The sequence below is a fragment of the Erwinia sp. 2186 genome (assembly GCF_057812255.1).
This window is the reverse complement of record NZ_CM173824.1, coordinates 1,320,941-1,343,349: the sequence shown is the minus strand read 5'-3', so window position 1 is coordinate 1,343,349 and position 22,409 is coordinate 1,320,941. Positions and strand designations below refer to the sequence as shown.

Genomic DNA, 22,409 nt, shown 5'->3' with positions numbered 1-22,409 from the left:
AGGAAGAAACGGCTAACGTTGTGTAGGGCGATGAACCTGGTTGAAAGTGAATTTGACGCATGGTTTGAGTCCTCAGTGGGTCTTCTTGTGCATTGCATCAATGCGTGAACATATGAACACTACCTGTATCAATGCTCATTGCCCACGGGACAATCACAAAAGTGTGAGCGACCTCAAAACCTTTCATTTTTCCGACTTCCGCCGAATAAAAGCGCAATTAAGCGACACTCGTCACCATACCTCGCATATTAATCTCACGATCAAAAAAAACAAAAGAACATCTATTGAACATATGAGCATTTTTATGCGAGGGTAATAGCAGTTCGCCGTCGACCGGTTTTCCTGACGTCAGGATGCCCAGCGGCCCCCTTACCCGTGGAGTAACCTATGACTTCTATTGCAATTGGTGCTGATGATGCGGCGCTGGAATTAAAAAACCTGATTAAACAGTACCTTCAGACGCTGAATCTGGATGTCAGCGACTACAGTAATGATGCGCAGACCGATAAACCGATCTACCCGGACATCGCCTGGACGCTGGCCAATGCCATTAAAGACGGCAAGCATGAGCGTGGGATTTTGATTTGCGGCACCGGCATTGGCATGGCGATCGTCGCCAACAAGGTGCCGGGCATTCGTGCGGCGCAGTGCCACGATACCTATTCCGCCGAGCGCGCCCGCAAAAGTAACAATGCGCAGGTGATGACGCTGGGTGCGCGAGTGATCGGCCCTGAACTGGCGCGATCGATTGTATCCAGCTGGTTGAATTCGGAATTTGAGGGCGGCGGTTCGTCGGAGAAGGTCGATAAAATCAGCTATTACGAGCAGCACGCCGTCGCGAAATAAGCCTGCCGTTGGCGGGCAACCGTGCGCGCCATCACGAAATCCCAGGGAAGTGCTACACTGAAAAGTGCGGCATTTTTTTCGTCCGCGCGGCCTGACCATTGGGCGAACCCATTGCAATAATCAGAGAAAACGCATTTCTATTACAGGACGTCTGATGCAATGTTTGGCCTGAGAACAGAAAACCCTGTCGGGCAGACCGGCTGTTAGCCACTGAAAATTCCCCCTTATGAGAAGATTCAAGGCTGGATAGTTGGCCTTCAGCCCACGTTGTCCGCAAGGGTCGTAAACGTATGCAGATTGCACATCAAGGAGCCAAGAGATGAACCAGCTAGACGCACTGAAACAATACACCACCGTGGTGGCTGACAGTGGCGATATCGAATCCATCCGCAATTATCACCCGGAAGATGCCACCACCAACCCGTCTCTGATCCTGAAAGCCTCCAGCCTCGATTCTTACAAACACCTGATTACCGACGCTATCGACTACGCCAAAAAACAGGGCGGCAGCAAAGAGACTCAGATCATCAATGCCAGCGACAAGGTCGCGATTAACCTCGGTATGGAAATTCTGAAAAGCGTTCCAGGACGCGTTTCAACCGAAGTGGATGCACGTCTGTCGTTCGATCGCGGTATGTGTGTCACCAAGGCTGAGAAGCTGGTCAGAATGTACGAAGACAACGGCATTGACCGTTCGCGCATCCTGATCAAACTGGCTTCCACCTGGGAAGGTATCCGCGCTGCGGAAGAACTCGAAAAGAACGGCATCAACTGTAACCTGACGCTGCTGTTCTCCTTCGCCCAGGCGCGCGCCTGTGCTGAAGCCGGCGTGTTCCTGATTTCGCCGTTTGTGGGCCGTATCTTTGACTGGTACAACAGCCGCAAGCCGATCGACCCGTATGTCGTTGATGAAGATCCGGGCGTAGTGTCCGTACGCAACATCTACGAATACTACAAACAGCATCGCTATAACACGGTGATCATGGGTGCCAGCTTCCGTAAAGTTGAGCAGATCCTGGCACTGGCCGGCTGCGATCGTCTGACTATCTCCCCTAACCTGCTGGAAGAACTGCAGGCCAGCGATGCGCCGGTTGAGCGTAAGCTGAAGCCGTCAACCGAGGCCTTTAACCAGCCAACGCCGATGACTGAAGCCGAGTTCCGTTGGGAGCACAATCAGGATCCGATGGCGAATGACAAGCTGGCAGAAGGTATTCGTCAGTTCGCCGTTGACCAGCAGAAGCTGGAAGACGTGCTGTCCGCCAAGCTGTAAACACTCAATAACCAGGGAGAAAAATATGTCTTCACGTAGAGAACTGGCTAATGCCATCCGTGCATTGAGTATGGATGCGGTGCAGAAAGCCAATTCCGGTCACCCAGGTGCCCCAATGGGCATGGCAGATATCGCCGAAGTGTTGTGGCGCGAGTTTATGCATCACAACCCGACCAACCCACTGTGGGCCGATCGCGACCGTTTTATCCTGTCTAACGGCCACGGTTCAATGCTGCTGTACAGCCTGTTGCACCTCACCGGCTACGATTTGCCGATTGAAGAGCTGAAAAACTTCCGTCAGCTGCACTCTAAAACGCCAGGTCACCCGGAATACGGCTACACGCCGGGCGTCGAAACCACCACCGGCCCGCTGGGTCAGGGTCTGGCGAATGCGGTCGGTATGGCGATTGCGGAACGTACGCTGGGCGCGCAGTTTAACCGCCCAGGTCACGATATCGTCGACCACAACACCTACGTCTTCATGGGCGATGGCTGCCTGATGGAAGGGATTTCCCATGAGGTCTCTTCTCTGGCCGGTACGCTGGGTCTGGGTAAACTGATCGGTTTCTATGACCACAACGGCATCTCGATTGATGGCGAAGTGGAAGGTTGGTTCAGCGATGATACCGCCAAGCGATTTGAAGCCTACAACTGGCATGTGATCCACGAAATTGATGGTCACGATGCCGATGCCATCAAAAATGCCATCAAAGAAGCGCAAAGCGTTACCGACAAGCCTTCACTGATTATCTGCAGAACGGTAATTGGTTTTGGTTCGCCGAACAAAGGCGGTAAGGAAGAAGCGCACGGTGCCGCACTGGGCCCTGAAGAAGTGGCGCTGACCCGTAAGCAGCTCGGCTGGAACTACCCTGCCTTTGAAATCCCGAAAGACATTTATGCCCAATGGGATGGCAAAGAAGCCGGTGCGAAATACGAGAAGTCGTGGAACGAGAAATTTGCTGCTTATCAAGCTGCGCATCCGGAACTGGCGAAAGAGTTTTTACGCCGTATGGCCGGCGATCTGCCGGACGTCTGGGAGCAGGAAACGCAGAAGTTCATTACTGAACTGCAGGCTAACCCGCAGAAAATTGCCAGCCGTAAAGCGTCACAAAATACGCTGGAAGCTTACGGTAAGCTGCTGCCGGAATATCTGGGCGGCTCCGCTGACCTGGCGCCAAGTAACCTGACCATCTGGTCTGGCTCTAAGTCGATCAAAGAAGACCATGCCGGTAACTATATTCACTACGGCGTGCGCGAATTTGGTATGACCGCCATTGCCAATGGTCTGGCGCTGCACGGTGGCTTTATCCCGTACACCGCGACCTTCCTGATGTTTGTGGAATATGCCCGTAACGCCGTGCGTATGGCCGCGCTGATGAAAGCCCGTCAGATTATGGTTTATACCCATGACTCGATTGGTCTGGGCGAAGATGGCCCGACGCACCAGCCGGTTGAGCAGCTTGCCAGCCTGCGCGTCACGCCAAATATGAGCGTCTGGCGTCCGTGTGACCAGGTTGAGACCGCCGTGGCGTGGAAACATGCCGTTGAGCGCCATCATGGGCCAACCGCGCTGATCCTGTCACGTCAGAACCTGTTGCAGCCTGAGCGTAGTAAAGAGCAGGTCGACAACATCTCTCGTGGTGCTTACGTGCTGAAAGATTGCGAAGGTACGCCGGAAGTGATCCTGATTGCCACCGGTTCAGAAGTGGAAATCACGCTGGGCGCAGCGGCGAAACTGACCGCAAGCGGCCATAAAGTGCGTGTGGTATCGATGCCGTCGACCGAGCTGTTTGATAAGCAGGAAGTGGGTTACCGTGAATCGGTGCTGCCATCCAACGTCACCGCGCGTGTTGCGGTGGAAGCGGGCATTGCAGATTACTGGTTCAAATATGTTGGCCTGAACGGCGCTATCGTCGGCATGACCACCTTTGGTGAGTCAGCGCCTGCCGATAAGCTTTTTAACGAGTTTGGCTTCACGGTTGAGAATATCGTCAGCCATGCTGAAGCACTGCTGAAACCTCACTGAGGTGACTGACCGTCACGATCGCTGACTGAAGGCGATCGCTGATGGACAACAAAAAGCCCGGCAATCTGATTGCCGGGCTTTTTTTATGCCGCGAGAAGCGGCTCCGTTGGCTTTATCACCGGGCTTCGCGCGGGGAAGTTAAGGCGTCATTTCCACATTACCGGTTGGCGTCACCGGCAAGGTTTTGCTGGTCCACAGCGTTGGCCAGTCATCGCTGCCGTGCCAGGCGTCGCAGGTGCCCTCTTCCGCGAACTCGGCCAGCACAAACTGACGTCCGTTGAACTGCCAGCGTGACGCGGTGCCACAATCTCCCAGCCCGCGATCCTTGCTGAAGGTCAGCAGCTCTCCCGAGTTGGCGTCATATTCAGCGTTAATCAATTCCAGCTGCTTATCACCGTGGCCAGGCGGCACAAACGGCAAGGTCAGCGTGATGCCCTTAGCAATATAGGGTTCGCTGCGGCTGACTTCAAAAGCCAGATCGATGACGTTGTACGCTCCCATCTCACAGCTCACCAGCAGCAGCGCTTTCTGATCGGATAACGGGGCGACGCTGACTTCACGACGTTGCGGATCCAGCGAGCACTCATCGGTATTGATCCGCCAGGTTCCAAAATCAATCAGGCCGGTGGTTTCTTCGCGCGTCAGCGGTAAAGGCGGACGCGGCGGCGGGATGATTTCAGGCATCGCCGGCTCAGGCGGCACATCCATCGCCGCACGATCGCCCCGCTTAATCCAGGCGCTCATGCCATTAACCCGTCCCTGAACGTCGTCCATCAGCAGCAGCGCCGCTTTCAGCCCGTGCAGGGAAATGGTGGCGTTTGGCCGGTACAGCAACTGGATATTATCCGCGTCCATCACCTGCGCCAGAAACTCATCGATGGAGATGTTATGCGCGGTGGTCAGATGATGGGGTTCTACTTCCCAGTGCTTCAGGTCGGGCTTCAGTCGCTGCCCGTCCAGCAGCAGGTTATCCTTCAGCGCGGCGCCCTTCAGCTCACCGGTATAGCGGTTGCCATAATCAATGCGCAGCAGCGGCCGGTCATTAATTCCGGCATTACGGCTGAGGGTCATCACCAGGCCATCATCGCCGGGGAAATTACGCACCACACAACCATTAAGGTTATTGCAGGTAATCTGCCAGCCGGAAAAGACTTTTTGCAGCGGCTCGGCATGTAGCGAAGCAGCAAACAGCAGCAGCGAAGCAAAAGGTAATTTCATCCAGTAAGGCATTGAAAACGTGTATCCCAGGGTGACGTAATGGCGACGGAAACGTGCGGATAAGATCAAAAATTCGATACCGCTATGATGACGTCTGCAGGCGGGCAGCTCAATCGGATTTTTCGGACAGTGTTAGTAAAACGTTAAATCAGTCAAATCCACGCATTCGGTCAAAAGCGGTCATGTTATTCTGATTCGGCAATAAGACCGTAGCCGACTATTTCTCTGCGGCACCGTGCCACAATAGCGAAATAATGTGATGTGGTTCAAGCTGCGGACTTAAAAACATTGCCATTCAATGATTTAAATTAATCACCTTCCCATCAGAAAATGACTTAACTGGGGTTAATTCATTGATCCGGTTTATTTACTGAAGGGATATGCGTTTAGCGCTTGTTTAAACGCCTCATGCTTTTTTCCGGCAAAGAAAATCTTTATTAAGGACATCCGAAAATTGCTGATGTTCTTGTTCCCGTATTTGCTATTAGCCTAAGTGAGCTTTTAATTATCAGTATGCTGAGAGAGAGTCGATCTGATTAATCGGGTTGGTGTGCCCCGGCAAATGTTGACTTTATTTTGCAACAATAGCGGCATGACGCGGCAGTTTAGCTGCCGCTATCTGGGAAAAGTCCGGCCGCGATACTCTCCGCGTAAGCCGGTCAGAGAGGGTTACAGTTTTAGCCAGCCTTCCAGCAAGGCGTGCTGAAACAGCATCACCGTTTTGCCGTCCTTGATGCGCCCCTCTTTGACCATCGCCCAGGCCTTGGGGAAAGGAATTTCCATCACATCGATATCTTCATCATCCACGCCGCCGCCCGCATTGGCGCGCAGGGAATCATTGTATTCTGCGGCGAAGAAGTGGATCAGTTCGGTCACGCCGCCCGGCGACATATACATTTCGTACAGCTTCTCAACGTGGCCGACCTCGTAGCCGGTCTCCTCAATCGCTTCCTTACGGATGCAGTCTTCCGGCGAATCATCGTCCAGCAGCCCGGCGCAGGTTTCAATCAACATGCCGGTTTCATTGCCGTTAATAAAGGTCGCAATACGGAACTGACGGGTGAGGATCACGCTGTTTTTTTCGCGGTTATACAGCAGGATGGTCGCGCCATTGCCGCGGTCATAAACCTCGCGCTTGTGGCGGATAGTGGAGCCATCGTTGGCGGTAAGATCGTAAGTAAAGTTACGCAAAACGAACCAGTTTTCTGACAGGATTTTATTCTTAATCACTTCGATTTTGGCTGACATACAGGCTCCATTGCGTTTTTAAGGAGCCTGTCATCATACGGCCAGGCTTTGCGGAAAACTATCCTAATTCGGGCTTTGTTGCGGGCCGCTCCAGCGGGCGATCGCCAGCGCGATGGCGGTGGTGCAGGCAAGCAGGTCAGCCACCGGAACATGTTCATTGGGCTGATGGCATAACGCCGGGTCGCCGGGGCCAAAGTTGACGGTCGGCGTGCCGAATAATCCCGGCAGGCCAATATCACTGTGTGCACCAAAGCCGACCAGCGCCGGCGGCATTGCCGCTTCGGTGACCGCTGACTGGAAGGTGGTGACGAAAGGATGGTCGGCGGGCACTTCCGCGCAGTCGGCATCGAGGATCCATTCAATGCGCACCGGATGCTGCTGCAAATAGGGATCGACCGCGCAGACCCGCGCCAGATAGTCTTCCAGCTCGGCCTTAACGTGGCCGCCGAGACCGAATTGATCCTTTTCCGCCGGCAGATACTGCACGTCAATAATGATTTCGGCCCGTCCGGCGATCGACGCCGGATGCTCACCGGCCTTCAGCTGCGTGACGATGATCTGATTCGGCAGATCCATCAATGGATGATTTTTGCGTGGGTCGGTCTGCCAGCGGCGATTCAGAATATCTATCGCATCGAGCATCTGGCGGCACAGCATAATGGCGTCGACCGGCCCGCTGCTGTTCCAGGCGTTCGGCGTCAACTCCGCGTGGCCGCCGATGCCCTCCAGCACAATTTTGCCCCACAGCACGCCATGGCAGATCGGCGCGATGCGGTTGGCGGTGGGTTCGGTCATGATCCCGGCATCGGCCTTAAAGCCGCGATCGACCATCGCCAGCGATCCCATGCCACCAATCTCTTCGTCTACCACCGTAGTGAAAACCACATCACCGGCCAGCGGAATGTTCAACTCTTTGAGAAACGTCAGCGCCATCAACATGCAGGTGACGCCGCCTTTCATATCTACCGAGCCACGTCCATACACCGCACCGTCCTTCACCACCGGGGTAAAAGGATCGGTGTGCCAGTGCTCCGCAGCACCCGGCGGCACCACGTCGACATGGCCGTTGAGCATGATTGAACGCCCGCCGCCGCTGCCCGCCAGAATCCCGCCCAGATTCGGCCGCCCTTCAAAGGTGCGGCCTTTATTGGCGCCCGGTCGGCCCTGGTATTTGGCGTACAGCGCCGGGCCATCGGGATCCCACAGATCGGTGGTCATGCCTAATGCCTGCAGCCGTTGCTGAAGGTAAAGCTGGCAGCCACGCTCGCCCGGCCCGGCTTCACGCGGATCGACTTTGACGATCGATGGGAAGGCGATCAGATCGCAAAGCGTCTGCACCAGACGATCGGTGTTGGCCTCAACGTGACGCGCAATCTGCTGTGCTAATGTCATAAATTATCTCCGGTAAGATGAGAAGCGGTCGGCCAGCAGCACGGCGATCAGTAACACCCCTACCACGCCCACTTGCCAGACCGTATTGATGCCAAACTGCAACAGGCTGGTTTTGATCGCCACCAGCAACAGGGTGGCGGCAAACACGCCCACCACACCGCCCCGGCCACCAAAGATCGCCATGCCACCCAACAGCGCGGCGGTCAGCGATTCCAGCTCCAGATTCACGCCGACATTGGGGCGTCCGCTGCCCAGCCAGGCCAGAGTAATAAATCCGGCACAGCCCGCCAGCGCACCGCAAATGCCGTACACCAGCATGCGCAGACGATCGACAGGAATGCCCACCAGCCTGGCCGAACGTTCGTTGAATCCCATCGCATAAATCCATCGGCCCCAGCTGGTAAAGCGCAGGATTGCCCAGGCGATAACAAACGCGGGGATCACACAGCAGAGGAACGGCAGCGGAATGGCCGCCAGTACGCCGCGTCCCCACGGCAAAATATCGCGCGGGACGCCGGATTGGGCGGCCCCGCCGGTCAGCGCCAGTGCCAGACCGGACCAGGCGTAGAACGTGCCCAGCGTGACGATCAGCGGCCAGATTTTTAGCTTCGCCACCAGATAGCCGTTGAACAGGCCAAGCAGGAAACCGCAGAGCAGGCAAATAACCGGCAGCAGCACCGGCGGTAAACCGGCATGCAGCGCCATCATGCCCGCCACTGCCGAGAGCGAAACGTTGCCACCGACCGACAAATCGATCCCGGCGCCGCCGGCCAGCACCACCAGCGCCTGGCCTAATGCCACCAGCGCCAGTACGGTGGCAAATTGCAGGATGGTGGTCAGGGTTATCGGGTCCAGCATGCCGGGTTGCAGAATCAATACCGTGCCCAACAGCAGACACCACAACAACACCAGCAGAGAGGCCACCAGATGCGCACGTAAAAATTTCATGCCCTTCCCCGCTTCAGTCCATTCAGGTTTACGCGTCCGCTAATCACTTCCGCACTCAACACCAGCAATAACAACACGCCCGTCACCACCGTCTGCCACAGCGACGGCACGCCCACCAGCAGCAGGCCGTTTTGCAAAATCCGCAGCAGCAGAACGCCTAACACCGTGCCCAACAAACTGCACTGCCCACCGGTGATGCGGGTTCCGCCCAGCACCACCGCCGCAATGGCTTCCAGCGCCAGCGTGCTGCCGACGGTCATCTCCACGTTGCGGTAGGTGGCCACATAAAAGGTGGCTGCCAGCCCGCACAGCAGGCCGCTCAACATAAAGGTGATAAAGCGCACCCGGGTGACCGGTACGCCGGACAGGCGGGCTTTCTCTTCCGAATGGCCAATCGCCAGCAGATGCGGGCCATAGGCCGTGCGCCGCAACGCCAGCCAGACCAGCAGATAAGCCAGCGCTATCAGCCACGCCATCAGCGGCAGGCCAAGCAAGCGGCCATCCACCCAACGCGTCAGCCCATCGGGCAGACCCGATAACCACTGACCGCCGAGTAAGGCAAAAATGGCGGTGCGGTAGACGCCGTACAAACCCAGCGTGCCGACAATGGCCGGGATGCGTCCCAACACCACCACCACCGCCGTAAAGGCACCGACCAGCATGCCAATCAGCGGGCCGGCAATCGCTGCGGCCAACACCGCGTTCGCCCCCAATAACTGTCCCACGCCCCAGGCCGCCAGCCCCATCACCACGCCGACGGAAACATCGACGCCGCCCATCGCCAGAATCAACGTCATTCCCAAACCAATCAGCAGCAGCTCAACGCTGTTACGCAATACCGTGCCCAGGTTGTCGACGGTGGCAAACCAGGGCGAGGCCAGTGAGAAGATCGCGCAGGCCAGCAGGCAGACGATGGCAAGGGTGATTTCACGCGCCGACCAGCGCCACAGGGTTCCTTTAAGTTGCATGCTCATCAGAAGTGATACTGATCGACGTTATCTTTGGTGAAGACCGCAGGAGCACCCAGCAGCAGGATACCGGTTTTGCTGTCATAGCGGACCGGCTCGGCAAAGCCCGGCACGCGGTTTTCCGCCGCAAATTTTTTGCCGTCGATCAGCGCTTTGCCAGCCCAGACGGTCAGGTAGCCCAGTTTCTCCGGGTCCCACAGCACGCTGTAACCAAAGGCGCCGCTCTTCAGATAGGCGCGCGCGGTGTTCGGGCTGCAGTAGCCTGCGCCAATCACCTTGCCGATTTTCCCGGCGGTTTCGATGGCCTGCGCCACGCCAGGGCAGGTGGTGGACGCGACGGCAATAATGCCTTTCAGGTCAGGATTGGAAGACATCAAATCGGTGGAGATTTGTGCCGCACGACTGGCGGTGCCACCGGCAAACTGCGGTGCCAGTAAGGTAACGTTCGGGTATTTCGCTTTCACCCTCGCCTGCATAAAACCGATCCAGGCATTGAGATTCGATGCGGTCGCTTCGCCAGAGACGATGCCAATTTTGCCGCGATCGCCTACCCGTTTAACCATCTCATCAATGATGCTTTCGCCCAATCCCTGGTCCGTGGCCTGGGCAACATAGACCGCCCGGCCGCTGTCCGGCGCATCGCTGTCGCTGGTGTACAGCGAGATGCCGCGTGATTTGGCCTGTTCAACCACCGGGGCCAGGCTGGAAGCATCCAGCACGCTGACCGAGATGGCCTTTACGCCCTGCGCAATCAGGTTCTGCACGATTTGCAGCTGATCCATCGGGTTGGTGTCCACCGGGCCGGAATAGATAAAATCGACGCCCAGTTCCTTCGCCGCACGGTTGCCACCGTCCTGCATCGCCTGGAAGTACGGAATGCCGACTATCTGCGGCACAAAGGCCACGTTCGGTTTGTCGGCAGCGCTGACCAACTGGCTGACAAGGTAAACAGAAGACGCAAGCAGTGTAAGAGTGACGCGTTTCAACATAGTTAAATTCCACCCAGAGAAAGGAACGATTGGTTAGTCACGGCGTTGTTCAAAGGCGCGCGCATCGGGATGCGCGCCGGTGATCAGCGAGACGATTTCATCCGGCGAGGTCTCTTCCCGTCGCCGTTCGGCAATTTTGCGGCCACGGCGGAAAACCACCATGCGATCGGCCACTTCAAACACGTCGCTGATGTTATGGCTGATCAGCACCACGCCACAGTTACGCTCGGCCAGCCGCCGCGTCAGTGAAAGCACCTTGCGGGTTTCGGCTACCGCCAGCGCGGCGGTCGGTTCGTCCATGATCACCAGTTGGGCATTGAGATTCAGCGCGCGGCAGATCGCCACCGCCTGACGCTGACCGCCTGACAGACTGCCTACCGGCGCTTCTGCATCGGAGATATGCGCATCCAGTTCGGCCAGCAGCTGTTGCACCCGTTCACGCATCGCCTGCATACGTAAAAATGGGATGCCCAGCACCTGCCGTTTCAACTCGCGACCGAGAAAGACGTTTTCGGCAATCGACAGGTTTTCCGCCAGCGCCAGCTCCTGATAAATGGTGGCGATGCCGCAGTCGGACGCCTCTTTCGGCGAGGAGAAACGCACGCTTTTACCGGAAACAACCAGCTCGCCTTCCGTGGCGCTGTAGGCACCCGACAGGACTTTGGTAAAGGTCGACTTTCCGGCGCCGTTATCCCCTAGCAGCGCAAGCACCTCTCCCCGGTTGATCTCCATGTTGACGCCGTTGAGCGCGGTCAGCGCGCCAAAGCGCTTGGTAATGTTGGTAGCTTTAACCAAAACGTCACCCATAACGGTTTCCCTGATGCTGGCAATAAACGAGTAAACCGGTTTACCCCTTTTCAACATCCCGGGCTTACGGCGGTGGTCTTATGGAGGATTATTAAGCAGTTCGCGTGCCAGTTCAGAGGGGTTATGACAAATATAAAAGCCAGGCGACTGAAAACCCTGCACTAATTTGTGAATGGTCTGGTAAACCGGTTCACGTGTCAGCAGCGGGAATTTTCCGTGTTAAATCAAGGATGCGACATCGTTGTGCATAATTGCGCCAGTGTGAGGCACGGGCATAAAAAAAGGCGACCTGTAAAAGGCCGCCTTTTTCTGAACGTCTCAGGATTACTTCGCTGAGGTTTCCTTCACCGGTGCATGCTCGGTTTGCGCCACCGCATGCACGCGCTTGCGCACGCCAAACCAGCCGAGGATCAGGATCAACGCAATCAGCGGCACGGCGGCAATGGTGTAAGTCCCGTTAGGGTAATCAAACGCCATCAGCACCAGCACGCTGGCCAGGAACACCAGGGTCAGCCATGAGGTGAACGGTGCCCACGGCATTTTGAAGCTGACGTCTTCCGCTTTCCCTTCTTTGATCGCTTTACGCAGACGCATCTGGCAAACCACGATAAAGCCCCAGGAAGAGATGATGCCCAGTGAAGCGATATTCAGCACGATCTCAAACACGCGCGATGGCACGATATAGTTGAGGTAAACCCCAATAATATAGACGCCAATCGTCACCAGGATGCCCATATAAGGCACCTGCTGACCGCTCATTTTTGACATGAACTTAGGTGCCGAGCCGCCCATCGACATCGAACGCAGAATGCGGCCGGTGGAGTACAGGCCGGAGTTCAGGCTGGACAGCGCCGCGCTCAGCACCACGATATTCATGATGCTGCCAACGTAAGGCACGCCCAGTTTCGAGAAGAAGGTCACGAACGGACTCTGTCCTGCCTGGTAAGCATTCCACGGCAGTAACAGCACCAGCAGCACCACCGAGCCAACGTAGAACAGGCCAATACGCCAGATCACGCTGTTAATAGCCTTCGGCAGCATGGTTTTCGGGTCTTTACATTCGCCGGCCGCCGTCCCCACCAGTTCAATGGAGGCAAAGGCGAAGACCACACCCTGCACCAGCACCAGCGCCGGTAACAGACCGTGCGGGAAGAAACCGCCGTTATCGGTGATCAGGTGGAAGCCGGTTGAGTTGCCGTCCAGCGGTTTACCGGTGCCAAGGAACACCACGCCGACAATCAGGAAGATGGCGATAGCCAGTACCTTGATCAGCGCGAACCAGAACTCCATTTCGGCGAACCACTTTACGCCGATCATGTTCATGGTGCCGACAATCGCCAGCGCGCCCAGCGCGAACACCCACTGCGGCACATCGCCGAACGCGCCCCAGTAGTGCATATACAGCGCCACCGCCGTGATATCCACGATACCGGTCATCGCCCAGTTGACGAAGTACATCCAGCCCGCCACGTAGGAAGCTTTTTCGCCGAGGAATTCACGCGCATAGGAAACAAAGCTGCCGCTTGATGGGCGGTGAAGAACCAACTCACCCAGCGCACGCAGGATAAAGAAGGAGAAGATGCCACACACTAAATAGACGATTGCCAGCGCCGGGCCGGCAATCTGCAGACGGGCTCCCGCACCAAGAAACAGTCCTGTACCTATCGCCCCACCAATCGCAATCATCTGAACGTGACGATTATCCATGGCCTTGTGATAGCCAGAGTCATGAGAATTTAACCAACGTCTTCTTGCGGCGCGTTTGTCTGCGACCGCTGTTTTATCAGCTTTCATTTTCTTTCCTATTATCCTGTCCACAGTATTACGGTTACCCGTCCCAGGTATCCTGATGTCTGTCGCCAACCAAACGATTGCGTCGCAGCACAAACGTCTGGGCAAAAGCCGACTTCCTGTAATTATATTCTTAGCGGAAGCGGCAAAATTGCGGCGATGCATCCTAACCGTTCTGGAAAGCTGACGCAAAAGTTCCGCGCGTGAAATCGTGAGCTTTTGTAATTTTTGCCGGATGGCGCATAAAAAAACCGACCGCAAAGGGCGGTCGGTTCAGTGAAATCACTAAGGCTACACAGGGATAAAACGGAGAGGGTACAGCTTAACGGTAAATCTCTGCGTTACCGCTCCACAGGCTTGAATCACCCGGGGTATCAGCGCGGATAACACGATAGTGCGTGGCGCCCATTTCAGATGCTTTCTGAGAAAGCTGATGGGTTGCGTCATCCAGCGAACCGCTAACGGCCGAGACGGACACCGTACCCATTGATTGCAGATTCTGGCTCTGCTGTGCATCGACCTGAGTAGCGGCCAATGCTGAGAAAGAGGTTGCAGCTAAAAGGGTGGCGGCGACAAGCGCAGGTATTTTGATATTCATAATTGATTTCCTCGTCGAAAGTTATCATTCGTCAGAAAGTTGATGTTGGTTACGGAATCAATTATGACCGTGCTAATGAAAAGCAGGGTGAGCGAGGGGTAAAGGTGTTTAAGGATTGTGAAGAGATCGCGGATTTATCTTAAGAAGCGTCAATAAAAGTTACATTTAACCAGGGATGTAAACAGAGGTGTCAAACCGCACGGGGGAGATACATTTAATCGGGTATTTTAAGCAGTGAAACCACTGTATCCGGGTTGCCACGGCGCTTCAAGCGATACACCGCACGTTTTGAACATTCTTTTTTGCAGCCGCTTCAGGTCAGTATTTTGCTTGTGGGTTGCGGCTATACTGACCGCCTCTCTGATAAAGGATAAGCCGGATGTTTAAACGTTCCGTCACTGGCAGCCTCGCCCGCGCGCTGTTCGCCATTGCCCTGCTTTCAGTGCTGTCGACCGGTCTGGCGCTGCTGACGCTCTCCACCAGCCTGCGCGATGCGGAAGCGGTGAACATTGCCGGATCCCTGCGGATGCAAAGCTATCGACTGGCGTGGGATGCTGCCAGCCAGCGGTCTGAATTGCCGAAAGATATCGCCGCGTATCAGAAATCCGTGCAGGCGCCGCCTTTGAAAGCGTTGGATCGGGCCTATGTGCCGGAGAGTGTCCGGGCCCGCTATCATGCCCTGCTCCATGACTGGCAGAGCCTGCAGCCGGCGTTACTGGCGGGAGAGACTCAGCACTACCAGCAAAACGTCTCCTTATATGTCGCGCAGATCGATCGCTTTGTGCTGGCGCTGCAGCACTGGGCCGAACTGAAGATGAAACTGGTGGCCGGCGTCAGCCTGCTCGGCTTTATCGCCATCGCCCTGCTGGTGTTTCTGACGTTAAGACGGGTGAAGCGCCAGGTGGTGATCCCGCTGAATAAGCTGGTGAACGCCAGCCATGAGATTGAGCAGGCCCATTTTCAGCACGCGCCGCTGGATACCGGACTGAGCAACGAACTGGGCGTGCTGGCCCGCGCCTTCACCAGCATGTCGGCTGAACTGGATAAACAGGTGCAACGTCTCGAACAGGCGGTAAAAGAGAAAACCAGCGACCTGAGTCAGGCTAACCGCCATCTGGCGCTGCTTTATCACTGCTCGGAAACCCTTAACCGCCACCTGAATCCTGCCGACGCCTGGCCGGAGGTGCTGGAAAAAGTCATTGAGCATCAAGGCCTCAGCGCGATTGAACTGAGCGCCGATCCCCACGGCACGCTGAGCGCTGGCCAGCCGAATCCCCATCTGCCGTGGCTCAGCCTGCCACTGGCGGAGAAGCCCGCATCGGCATTACGCTGGCAGGCAACAACCAGTGAGCCGCAACTGATGCAGGGACTGGCCACCATGCTGGCCCGTTCGCTGCAACTCGATCGCGCGCAGCAAAGAGTTCACCATCTTCTGGTGATCGAGGAGCGCGCCACCATCGCCCGCGAGCTGCATGATTCCCTGGCACAGTCCCTCGCCTATCTGCGCATTCAGCTCGCCAGATTAAAACGGGTGGTCGATAGCAAGGCGGAACCGGCGCTGGCGATTGTGGCTGAGATCGATCGCGCCCTGACCGAAGCGAATATTCAGCTGCGCGAGTTACTGACCACCTTCCGCCTGTCGGTTGAACCCGCAGATTTAGCCACCGCGCTGCGCCAGGCGATCGCCACCCTGCGCACGCAGTCCAGCGCTGAAATCGTGTTAGAGAGTGAGCCAGCAGTACAGCACCTGGAGGCACAACAGCAGGTTCATGTGCTGCAAATCGTGCGCGAAGCCCTGCTCAATGCGATTCGTCATGCCCAGGCATCGCGGATTGTGATCCGCTGCAGCCGCATGGATTCGGGAGAAAATCTGATTGAAATTCATGATGATGGTGTCGGTATCGCCGACGCGGCCTCGCCACCCGGGCATTACGGCCTGTCGATTATGCAGGAACGGGCCAAAAGCCTGCGCGGCGGCATAACCATCTGTTCCGCCGGCCACCAGGGGACCACCGTCTCATTACGCTTCCCGGCATAGCGATGAGGTCACGGTCGTCAGATCAGATATTGCTGATGGCACAAGGGCTGACGGCGTACGTCTGCGGACGAATTAGCACGATAATTTACACTTTCTCCTCATTTTCTCCACGATTCTTCACAATGCTGAGGGTAAAGTGTTTGCTGCCGAAGCAGTTTGAATAAACTAGAAAAATTTGCGGCGGACCGGATTTCAGAAGCCCGCGCCCAAGAATAAGGCCGGCGCATTTCCTTTCCCGATTACTTGCCAGGAGCCTTATTCAATGGCGAATTTTTTTATCGATCGCCCGATCTTCGCGTGGGTGATAGCGATTTTACTTTGCCTGACCGGCACACTGGCTATTTTAAAACTCCCCATTGAGCAATATCCCGACCTGGCTCCGCCTAACGTCCGCATCACTGCCAACTATCCTGGTGCCTCCGCCGAAACGCTGGAGAATACCGTAACCCAGGTTATCGAACAGAATATGACGGGCATCGATAACATGATGTACATGTCTTCCCAGAGCAGTAATACCGGGCAGGCAACCATCACCCTGACCTTTACCGCCGGAACCAACCCGGATGAAGCGCGCCAGCAGGTGCAGAACCAGCTGCAGGCCGCGCTGCGTAAGCTGCCGCAGGACGTGCAGACCCAGGGCGTCACGGTCACCAAAACCGGTGACACCAATATTTTGATGGTGGCGTTCGTCTCCACCGACGGCAGCATGGATAAGCAGGATATTTCCGACTACGTCGCCAGTAACGTGCAGGATCCACTCAGCCGTATTGATGGCGTGGGCGAAGTGGATGCTTACGGTTCGCAGTACGCGATGCGCATCTGGCTCGATCCCAACAAGATGATCAATTACGCCCTGACCACCTCGGATATAGTTTCGGCGATTGAGTCGCAAAACAGTCAGGTGGCCGTGGGTCAGCTGGGCGGCCTGCCGTCGGTCGATCGCCAGGCGCTGAATGCCACCATTAACTCGCAATCCCTGTTAAACACGCCGCAGCAGTTCCGTGATATCACCCTGCGGGTAAACCAGGACGGGTCAGAAGTCAAACTCGGCGACGTGGCGGATGTGGCACTGGGCGCGGAGAAATATGACTTCCTCAGCCAGTACAACGGCCAGGCCGCCTCCGGTCTGGGGATCAAGCTGGCGTCCGGCGCGAATGAGCTGCAAACCGATGAGCTGGTGCGCGCCCGTATTGAAGAGCTGTCGCACTTCTTCCCACACGGGCTGAAAGCAGAGGTCGCTTATGAAACCACGCCGTTTGTTAAAGCGTCGATTGAGGATGTGGTCAAAACCCTGATTGAAGCGGTGATCCTGGTATTTGTGGTGATGTATCTGTTTATGCAGAACTTCCGCGCCACGCTGATCCCAACCATCGCCGTGCCGGTGGTGTTGCTCGGGACCTTTACCATCCTGTCTGCCTTCGGTTTCAGTATCAACACCCTGACCATGTTCGCCATGGTGCTGGCAATCGGGCTGCTGGTCGATGACGCCATTGTGGTGGTGGAGAACGTTGAGCGAATAATGAGTGAGGAAGGACTCTCGCCGCGTGATGCCACCCGAAAATCAATGGGACAGATTCAGGGCGCGCTGGTGGGGATTGCGCTGGTGCTGTCAGCGGTCTTTATTCCGATGGCCTTCTTTGGCGGCACCACCGGAGCAATCTACCGTCAGTTCTCGGTGACCATCGTGTCCGCCATGGTGCTGTCGGTGCTGGTGGCGATGATCCTGACCCCTGCCCTGTGCGCCACGCTGCTTAAACCTATCGCTAAGGGCCATCATCATGGTCGCCGCGGGTTCTTCGGCTGGTTCAACCGCATGTTCAACCGCAATGCCGAACGCTATGAACGTGGCGTGGGCAAAATTCTGGCCAAAGCCGGACGCTGGATGGTGCTGTATGTGCTGCTGATCGCCGGGATGGCCTTTATGTTCCTGCGCCTGCCAACCTCCTTCCTGCCGCTTGAAGACCGTGGCGTGTTCACCACCCAGGTGCAGTTACCGCCGGGTTCCACGCTGCAGGAAACCAATAAGGTGGTTAATAAGGTTGAGCAGTACTATCTGACCGAGGAGAAGAACAACGTGCTGTCGGTGTTCTCGACCATTGGTGCCGGTCCGGGCGGGAATGGTCAGAACGTGGCGCGTATGTTTGTCCGCTTAAAAGACTGGGGAGACCGCCCAGGCGCCGAAAACACCTCCTTCGCGATCATTGAACGGGCAACGGCCGCCTTTAAAAAGATCAAAGAAGGCCGCGTGATTGCCAGCAGCCCGCCGGCCATTACCGGGCTGGGGAACTCAGCCGGATTTGATATGGAATTGCAGGATCACGCCGGCCTGGGCCACGATGCGTTGATGAAGGCGCGCGATCGGCTGCTGGCCGCCGCCGAGGGCAATGCCTCGTTAGTGCGCGTGCGCCATAACGGGCTGGATGATACGCCGCAGTTACGGATTAACGTCGACCAGCATAAAGCTCAGGCGCTGGGGGTTTCCATTGATGATATCAATAACACCCTGCAGACCGGCTGGGGCTCGACCTACGTTAACGATTTCCTTGACCGTGGCCGCGTGAAGAAGGTCTATGTTCAGGCCGCAGCAAAATACCGCATGTTGCCGGACGACATCAGCAAGTGGTACGTGCGCAACAGCAGCGGCGGCATGGTGCCGTTTACCGCCTTTGCCACCACCAGTTGGGAAACCGGTTCGCCACGCCTGGAGCGCTATAACGGCTATTCCGCGGTGGAAATTGTCGGTGAATCCGGTCAGGGGATCAGTACCGGTACCGCCATGGACGTGATGGAAAATCTGGTCAGCAAACTGCCTACCGGCTTTGGCCTGCAATGGACCGGGGCGTCCTATCAGGAACGGATGTCCGGATCGCAGGCGCCTGCGCTGTATGCCATTTCCCTGCTGGTGGTGTTCCTCTGTCTGGCGGCACTGTATGAGAGCTGGTCGATTCCGTTCTCAGTGATGCTGGTGGTGCCGCTCGGCGTGATCGGCGCGCTGGTGGCCACCTGGGCACGCGGTCTGGAAAATGACGTCTACTTCCAGGTTGGCCTGTTGACGGTGATTGGCCTGTCGGCGAAGAATGCCATTCTGATTGTGGAATTCGCCAATGAAATCAATTCAAAAGGCCGGGATCTGCTGGAATCGACCCTGGAAGCCTCGAAACAGCGTCTGCGTCCGATTCTGATGACCTCACTGGCCTTTATCTTCGGCGTGTTGCCGATGGTGATCAGTAACGGGGCCGGCTCCAGTAGCCAGCATGCGGTGGGCACGGGCGTGATGGGCGGTATGATTTCCGCCACGGTGCTGGCGATCTTCTTTGTCCCGCTGTTCTTTGTGTTAGTCAGACGGCGCTTCCCGGTACAGGAAAAACCCGGCAAATAAACGAACAAAGGCAGCACCGAGGTGCTGCCTTTTTCTGTTCTGGAGGTGGCCGGTGTTGCCCGATCCGCCTTACTTAAAGAAGGTGTTATTTACGCGTTAACATTGCTTCGATAAAGTCTTTCCAGGTCCCCATTTCTGTATCAATCATAAATCACCTCTCTTTTATTGTGGGTCCATTATAGGATTAATCCTAAGGCGAAGTGAATCATTTTCGCTCACCCATACCATCGGCAGTTTCGATCAAAACTGTAATTTGCGTGGCAGGACACAGTTCTGCCGTTATCATTGGCAGACTAATCAATAGCGTGATTATCGTTCGAAAACCAGAGGGAAAAACATGATTCAGATGGTACTGACAACCTCTTACGAAAAGCCTGACGTCGACTGGCAGGAACTGGCCGAACTTATCGAGCGCGCCGGCCTTAGCCGCCGCGATCCGCACACTCTTCAGCGTGCCTATCAGCATTCGCAGTTTGTCTGGTTTGGCTACGTAGACGGTAAGCTGATGGCGACGGCGCATGCCATTAGCGACATGACCTATGCTTCCTACCTTTCCGATGTGATTGTCGACGCCTCTTTCCAGGGCAAGGGCTATGGCGGGCAATTGATGGCGGCGATTATGCAAGCGCTGGCGCCCTGTGGAAAAATCTTTATCTACTCAATGCCGGACAAAATCAGCTTCTATAAGAAACTGGGCTATGCGCCATTAACAACCGGGATGATTTATGCAGAAGGGACGGCATTACTGAGGTTGCAGGAGAAGGGATTCGTCAGCGGATAGAACCTGGGGGGCCCTGCGCCCCCCATCCACGTCCACTGTTATTTCAGAACTATCACTTTATCGTAGCCGCCGCTCTCGCTGTCGATATGCGTTTTGGCATCGGGATGGTCCAGCATCACCGCCTCAACGATGTGATTGAACTCATCACACCGGCTGGTTTTCTTCCGCACGATCACGATCATTGATTGTGTCTCTTCAACCGAATGGGCGGAAGACGCTTTCATATAGTTCATATTGTCCCTCCTTACGCTAAGTCTCTGTCTGGGTGATGATATTCTGTGCTTCCCTGCTGCCTCGCAGGCGTATCCGTTGTAGACTAACCGCCTGAACAGTATCGAATATAGTTGAAACCCACAGAAAAAAGAAGGGAACCGTCATGCTTACAATGTACGGCATCAAAAATTGCGACACCATTAAGAAGGCGCGAAAGTACCTGGAAGCTGAGGCGGTGGCCTATCAGTTTCATGACTACCGTGCCGATGGCCTGGACAGCGCAACCTTACAGGGCTTCATCGACGTGCTGGGCTGGGAAGCCTTGCTGAATACCCGTGGCACCACGTGGCGCAAGCTCAGCGAAGAAACGCGCAATGGGGTGAATAATGCGGCAACTGCTCGCGAACTGATGCTGGAACAGCCGGCAATCATCAAACGCCCGTTGCTCTGCAGCGCAGACGGCTCTATGCTGCTGGGCTTTAGTGAAGCAACCTACCAGCCATTTATTTCGGAGAAGTCCTGATTATGTTTTGTCCGGTCATTGAGCTGACGCAGCAGCTTATTCGTCGCCCTTCCCTCAGCCCGGATGATGCCGGCTGTCAGGCTATTTTGATCGAACGCCTTAAGGCGCTTGGCTTCACTATTGAGCCGATGAACATTGGCGATACCCTCAATGTCTGGGCGTGGCGTGGCCAGGGCGAAACGCTGGCCTTTGCCGGGCATACCGACGTGGTGCCAACCGGCGATGCCAGCCGCTGGATCAACCCGCCGTTTGAACCGACCATCCGTGATGGCATGCTTTACGGGCGCGGCGCAGCCGATATGAAAGGCTCGCTGGCAGCGATGATTGTTGCGGCTGAGCGCTTCGTGACCAGTAATCCGAACCATAAAGGTCGTCTGGCATTTCTGATCACCTCAGATGAAGAAGCCAGTGCCACCAATGGCACGGTGAAAGTGGTTGAAGCGCTAATGGCGCGCAAAGAGCGCATGGATTACTGTCTGGTCGGCGAACCGTCCAGCACCGAAATCGTCGGCGACGTGGTGAAAAATGGCCGCCGCGGATCGATGACCGCCAATCTGACCGTGCATGGCGTTCAGGGGCACGTGGCCTATCCTCATCTGGCCGACAACCCGGTTCACCGCGCGCTGCCGGCGCTCAATGAGCTGGTCGCCACCGAGTGGGACCAGGGCAATGAATTCTTCCCGCCGACCAGTATGCAGATTGCCAACGTGCAGGCCGGAACCGGCAGCAACAATGTGATCCCCGGTGAATGCTTAGTGCAGTTTAACTTCCGCTTCAGCACCGAGCTGACGGACGTAATGATTAAGCAGAAAGTGCAGGAGCTGTTGGATCGTCACCAGCTGCGTTACACGCTGGAGTGGAATGTTTCCGGCCAGCCGTTCCTGACGTCTCGCGGTAAGTTGGTCGATGCGGTAGTAAATGCCGTTGAGCACTATAATGAAATTAAACCGCAGTTGCTGACCACCGGCGGCACTTCAGACGGTCGTTTTATCGCCCGAATGGGTGCGCAGGTGGTTGAACTGGGTCCGGTGAATGCCACCATTCATAAAATCAATGAGTGTGTCAAAGCCGCCGACCTGCAATTGCTGAGCCGCATGTACCAGCGGATTATGGAACAGCTAATCGCTTAAGCGAATAAGGTGAGAATATGGAATGGCTGAAAGAGTATTGGTGGCTGTTGGTGATTGTGCTGATGGTAGGCGTGCTGATGAACGTCTATAAAGATCTGAAGCGCATCGATCCGAAAAAATATATGGCGAACAAACCGGATTTGCCACCGCATCGGGATTTTAACGACAAGTGGGATGACGACGACGACCTGCCGAAAAAGAAATAAATCGCAGGGGCTTTGGCCCCTGCTTTACCCTTCCGGTT

At 55.9% G+C, this 22,409-nt stretch carries 20 protein-coding genes; 9 read left to right on the top strand and 11 right to left on the bottom strand.

Going from position 1 to position 22,409, the window contains the following annotated elements; genetic code table 11:
- Positions 1-387 precede the first annotated feature (387 nt).
- From rpiB to tkt, 3 genes are all read left to right on the top strand, one after another.
- Positions 388-846 carry a ribose 5-phosphate isomerase B gene (rpiB, locus tag ACXKZG_RS06140; protein ID WP_105760893.1) on the top strand — a complete coding sequence of 153 codons (459 nt, stop codon included), beginning with the start codon at positions 388-390 and terminating at the stop codon, positions 844-846.
- Between the two features lie 319 nt (positions 847-1,165).
- Positions 1,166-2,116 (top strand): transaldolase, encoded by a 951-nt coding sequence (tal, locus tag ACXKZG_RS06135; protein ID WP_013203330.1) that lies wholly within the window; start codon positions 1,166-1,168, stop codon positions 2,114-2,116.
- Positions 2,117-2,141: 25 nt separating this feature from the next.
- Positions 2,142-4,142 carry a transketolase gene (gene tkt, locus ACXKZG_RS06130; RefSeq protein WP_013203331.1) on the top strand — a complete coding sequence of 667 codons (2,001 nt, stop codon included), beginning with the start codon at positions 2,142-2,144 and terminating at the stop codon, positions 4,140-4,142.
- A gap of 138 nt (positions 4,143-4,280) precedes the next feature.
- Here the strand turns inward: tkt and ACXKZG_RS06125 are convergent, their stop codons facing one another.
- From ACXKZG_RS06125 to ACXKZG_RS06085, 9 genes are all read right to left on the bottom strand, one after another.
- Entirely contained in the window at positions 4,281-5,372 is a 1,092-nt protein-coding gene (locus ACXKZG_RS06125; RefSeq protein ID WP_488876233.1) for a DUF1176 domain-containing protein, read from the bottom strand.
- Positions 5,373-6,029: 657 nt separating this feature from the next.
- Positions 6,030-6,608 carry a GDP-mannose pyrophosphatase NudK gene (gene nudK, locus ACXKZG_RS06120; RefSeq protein ID WP_488875853.1) on the bottom strand — a complete coding sequence of 193 codons (579 nt, stop codon included), beginning with the start codon at positions 6,606-6,608 and terminating at the stop codon, positions 6,030-6,032.
- Between the two features lie 63 nt (positions 6,609-6,671).
- Positions 6,672-8,000, bottom strand: a complete 1,329-nt coding sequence (locus ACXKZG_RS06115) for a M20 family metallopeptidase (protein ID WP_488875852.1) — start codon at positions 7,998-8,000, stop codon at positions 6,672-6,674.
- Between the two features lie 3 nt (positions 8,001-8,003).
- Positions 8,004-8,948 carry an ABC transporter permease gene (locus ACXKZG_RS06110; RefSeq protein WP_134822541.1) on the bottom strand — a complete coding sequence of 315 codons (945 nt, stop codon included), beginning with the start codon at positions 8,946-8,948 and terminating at the stop codon, positions 8,004-8,006.
- Positions 8,945-9,922: an ABC transporter permease gene (locus ACXKZG_RS06105; RefSeq protein WP_245174164.1), complete on the bottom strand. Its 978-nt coding sequence runs from the start codon at positions 9,920-9,922 to the stop codon at positions 8,945-8,947. The genes ACXKZG_RS06110 and ACXKZG_RS06105 overlap by 4 nt, the downstream gene beginning before the upstream one ends.
- Complete coding sequence (locus ACXKZG_RS06100; RefSeq protein WP_488875851.1) at positions 9,922-10,905, bottom strand: autoinducer 2 ABC transporter substrate-binding protein; 984 nt, start codon at positions 10,903-10,905, stop codon at positions 9,922-9,924. The genes ACXKZG_RS06105 and ACXKZG_RS06100 overlap by 1 nt, the downstream gene beginning before the upstream one ends.
- Before the next feature lie 33 nt (positions 10,906-10,938).
- Complete coding sequence (locus ACXKZG_RS06095; RefSeq protein ID WP_041692094.1) at positions 10,939-11,712, bottom strand: ATP-binding cassette domain-containing protein; 774 nt, start codon at positions 11,710-11,712, stop codon at positions 10,939-10,941.
- Positions 11,713-12,036: 324 nt separating this feature from the next.
- On the bottom strand, positions 12,037-13,506 hold the full coding sequence (ansP, locus tag ACXKZG_RS06090; RefSeq protein ID WP_013203339.1) for an L-asparagine permease: 1,470 nt from the start codon (positions 13,504-13,506) through the stop codon (positions 12,037-12,039).
- A gap of 319 nt (positions 13,507-13,825) precedes the next feature.
- Positions 13,826-14,101, bottom strand: coding sequence for a YdgH/BhsA/McbA-like domain containing protein (locus ACXKZG_RS06085; RefSeq protein WP_013203341.1), 276 nt, complete (start codon positions 14,099-14,101; stop codon positions 13,826-13,828).
- A gap of 379 nt (positions 14,102-14,480) precedes the next feature.
- On the opposite strand from ACXKZG_RS06085, the gene narQ reads away from it, so the two are divergent.
- Positions 14,481-16,139, top strand: a complete 1,659-nt coding sequence (narQ, locus tag ACXKZG_RS06080; protein ID WP_488875850.1) for a nitrate/nitrite two-component system sensor histidine kinase NarQ — start codon at positions 14,481-14,483, stop codon at positions 16,137-16,139.
- A gap of 262 nt (positions 16,140-16,401) precedes the next feature.
- Positions 16,402-19,518, top strand: coding sequence for a multidrug efflux RND transporter permease AcrD (acrD, locus tag ACXKZG_RS06075; RefSeq protein WP_346566325.1), 3,117 nt, complete (start codon positions 16,402-16,404; stop codon positions 19,516-19,518).
- Positions 19,519-19,603: 85 nt separating this feature from the next.
- On the opposite strand, the gene ACXKZG_RS06070 is transcribed toward acrD, so the two are convergent.
- Positions 19,604-19,651, bottom strand: coding sequence for a hypothetical protein (locus tag ACXKZG_RS06070; RefSeq protein WP_225309844.1), 48 nt, complete (start codon positions 19,649-19,651; stop codon positions 19,604-19,606).
- Positions 19,652-19,864: 213 nt separating this feature from the next.
- Between ACXKZG_RS06070 and ACXKZG_RS06065 the strand changes: the two genes are divergently transcribed.
- Positions 19,865-20,299 carry a GNAT family N-acetyltransferase gene (locus ACXKZG_RS06065; RefSeq protein ID WP_488876232.1) on the top strand — a complete coding sequence of 145 codons (435 nt, stop codon included), beginning with the start codon at positions 19,865-19,867 and terminating at the stop codon, positions 20,297-20,299.
- A 38-nt stretch (positions 20,300-20,337) separates the two neighbouring features.
- On the opposite strand, the gene ACXKZG_RS06060 is transcribed toward ACXKZG_RS06065, so the two are convergent.
- Entirely contained in the window at positions 20,338-20,532 is a 195-nt protein-coding gene (locus ACXKZG_RS06060) for a hypothetical protein (protein ID WP_013203346.1), read from the bottom strand.
- Positions 20,533-20,675: 143 nt separating this feature from the next.
- Here ACXKZG_RS06060 and ACXKZG_RS06055 point away from each other — a divergent pair, with 143 nt between their 5' ends.
- The 3 genes from ACXKZG_RS06055 to ACXKZG_RS06045 are packed head-to-tail and all read left to right on the top strand — an operon-like array spanning position 20,676 to position 22,371.
- Positions 20,676-21,035 (top strand): ArsC family reductase, encoded by a 360-nt coding sequence (locus ACXKZG_RS06055; RefSeq protein ID WP_013203347.1) that lies wholly within the window; start codon positions 20,676-20,678, stop codon positions 21,033-21,035.
- A 2-nt stretch (positions 21,036-21,037) separates the two neighbouring features.
- Entirely contained in the window at positions 21,038-22,165 is a 1,128-nt protein-coding gene (gene dapE, locus ACXKZG_RS06050; RefSeq protein WP_488875849.1) for a succinyl-diaminopimelate desuccinylase, read from the top strand.
- Positions 22,166-22,182: 17 nt separating this feature from the next.
- Complete coding sequence (locus ACXKZG_RS06045) at positions 22,183-22,371, top strand: YpfN family protein (RefSeq protein WP_013203349.1); 189 nt, start codon at positions 22,183-22,185, stop codon at positions 22,369-22,371.
- Positions 22,372-22,409 lie beyond the last annotated feature (38 nt).

What these genes read in the sequence shown, in the direction of transcription:
- rpiB (WP_105760893.1), top strand. Translation starts at nt 388, where the DNA reads ATGACTTCTATTGCAATTGGTGCTGATGATGCGGCGCTGGAATTAAAA.
- tal (WP_013203330.1), top strand. Translation starts at nt 1,166, where the DNA reads ATGAACCAGCTAGACGCACTGAAACAATACACCACCGTGGTGGCTGAC.
- tkt (WP_013203331.1), top strand. Translation starts at nt 2,142, where the DNA reads ATGTCTTCACGTAGAGAACTGGCTAATGCCATCCGTGCATTGAGTATG.
- ACXKZG_RS06125 (WP_488876233.1), bottom strand. Translation starts at nt 5,372, where the DNA reads ATGCCTTACTGGATGAAATTACCTTTTGCTTCGCTGCTGCTGTTTGCT.
- nudK (WP_488875853.1), bottom strand. Translation starts at nt 6,608, where the DNA reads ATGTCAGCCAAAATCGAAGTGATTAAGAATAAAATCCTGTCAGAAAAC.
- ACXKZG_RS06115 (WP_488875852.1), bottom strand. Translation starts at nt 8,000, where the DNA reads ATGACATTAGCACAGCAGATTGCGCGTCACGTTGAGGCCAACACCGAT.
- ACXKZG_RS06110 (WP_134822541.1), bottom strand. Translation starts at nt 8,948, where the DNA reads ATGAAATTTTTACGTGCGCATCTGGTGGCCTCTCTGCTGGTGTTGTTG.
- ACXKZG_RS06105 (WP_245174164.1), bottom strand. Translation starts at nt 9,922, where the DNA reads ATGAGCATGCAACTTAAAGGAACCCTGTGGCGCTGGTCGGCGCGTGAA.
- ACXKZG_RS06100 (WP_488875851.1), bottom strand. Translation starts at nt 10,905, where the DNA reads ATGTTGAAACGCGTCACTCTTACACTGCTTGCGTCTTCTGTTTACCTT.
- ACXKZG_RS06095 (WP_041692094.1), bottom strand. Translation starts at nt 11,712, where the DNA reads ATGGGTGACGTTTTGGTTAAAGCTACCAACATTACCAAGCGCTTTGGC.
- ansP (WP_013203339.1), bottom strand. Translation starts at nt 13,506, where the DNA reads ATGAAAGCTGATAAAACAGCGGTCGCAGACAAACGCGCCGCAAGAAGA.
- ACXKZG_RS06085 (WP_013203341.1), bottom strand. Translation starts at nt 14,101, where the DNA reads ATGAATATCAAAATACCTGCGCTTGTCGCCGCCACCCTTTTAGCTGCA.
- narQ (WP_488875850.1), top strand. Translation starts at nt 14,481, where the DNA reads ATGTTTAAACGTTCCGTCACTGGCAGCCTCGCCCGCGCGCTGTTCGCC.
- acrD (WP_346566325.1), top strand. Translation starts at nt 16,402, where the DNA reads ATGGCGAATTTTTTTATCGATCGCCCGATCTTCGCGTGGGTGATAGCG.
- ACXKZG_RS06065 (WP_488876232.1), top strand. Translation starts at nt 19,865, where the DNA reads ATGGTACTGACAACCTCTTACGAAAAGCCTGACGTCGACTGGCAGGAA.
- ACXKZG_RS06060 (WP_013203346.1), bottom strand. Translation starts at nt 20,532, where the DNA reads ATGAACTATATGAAAGCGTCTTCCGCCCATTCGGTTGAAGAGACACAA.
- ACXKZG_RS06055 (WP_013203347.1), top strand. Translation starts at nt 20,676, where the DNA reads ATGCTTACAATGTACGGCATCAAAAATTGCGACACCATTAAGAAGGCG.
- dapE (WP_488875849.1), top strand. Translation starts at nt 21,038, where the DNA reads ATGTTTTGTCCGGTCATTGAGCTGACGCAGCAGCTTATTCGTCGCCCT.
- ACXKZG_RS06045 (WP_013203349.1), top strand. Translation starts at nt 22,183, where the DNA reads ATGGAATGGCTGAAAGAGTATTGGTGGCTGTTGGTGATTGTGCTGATG.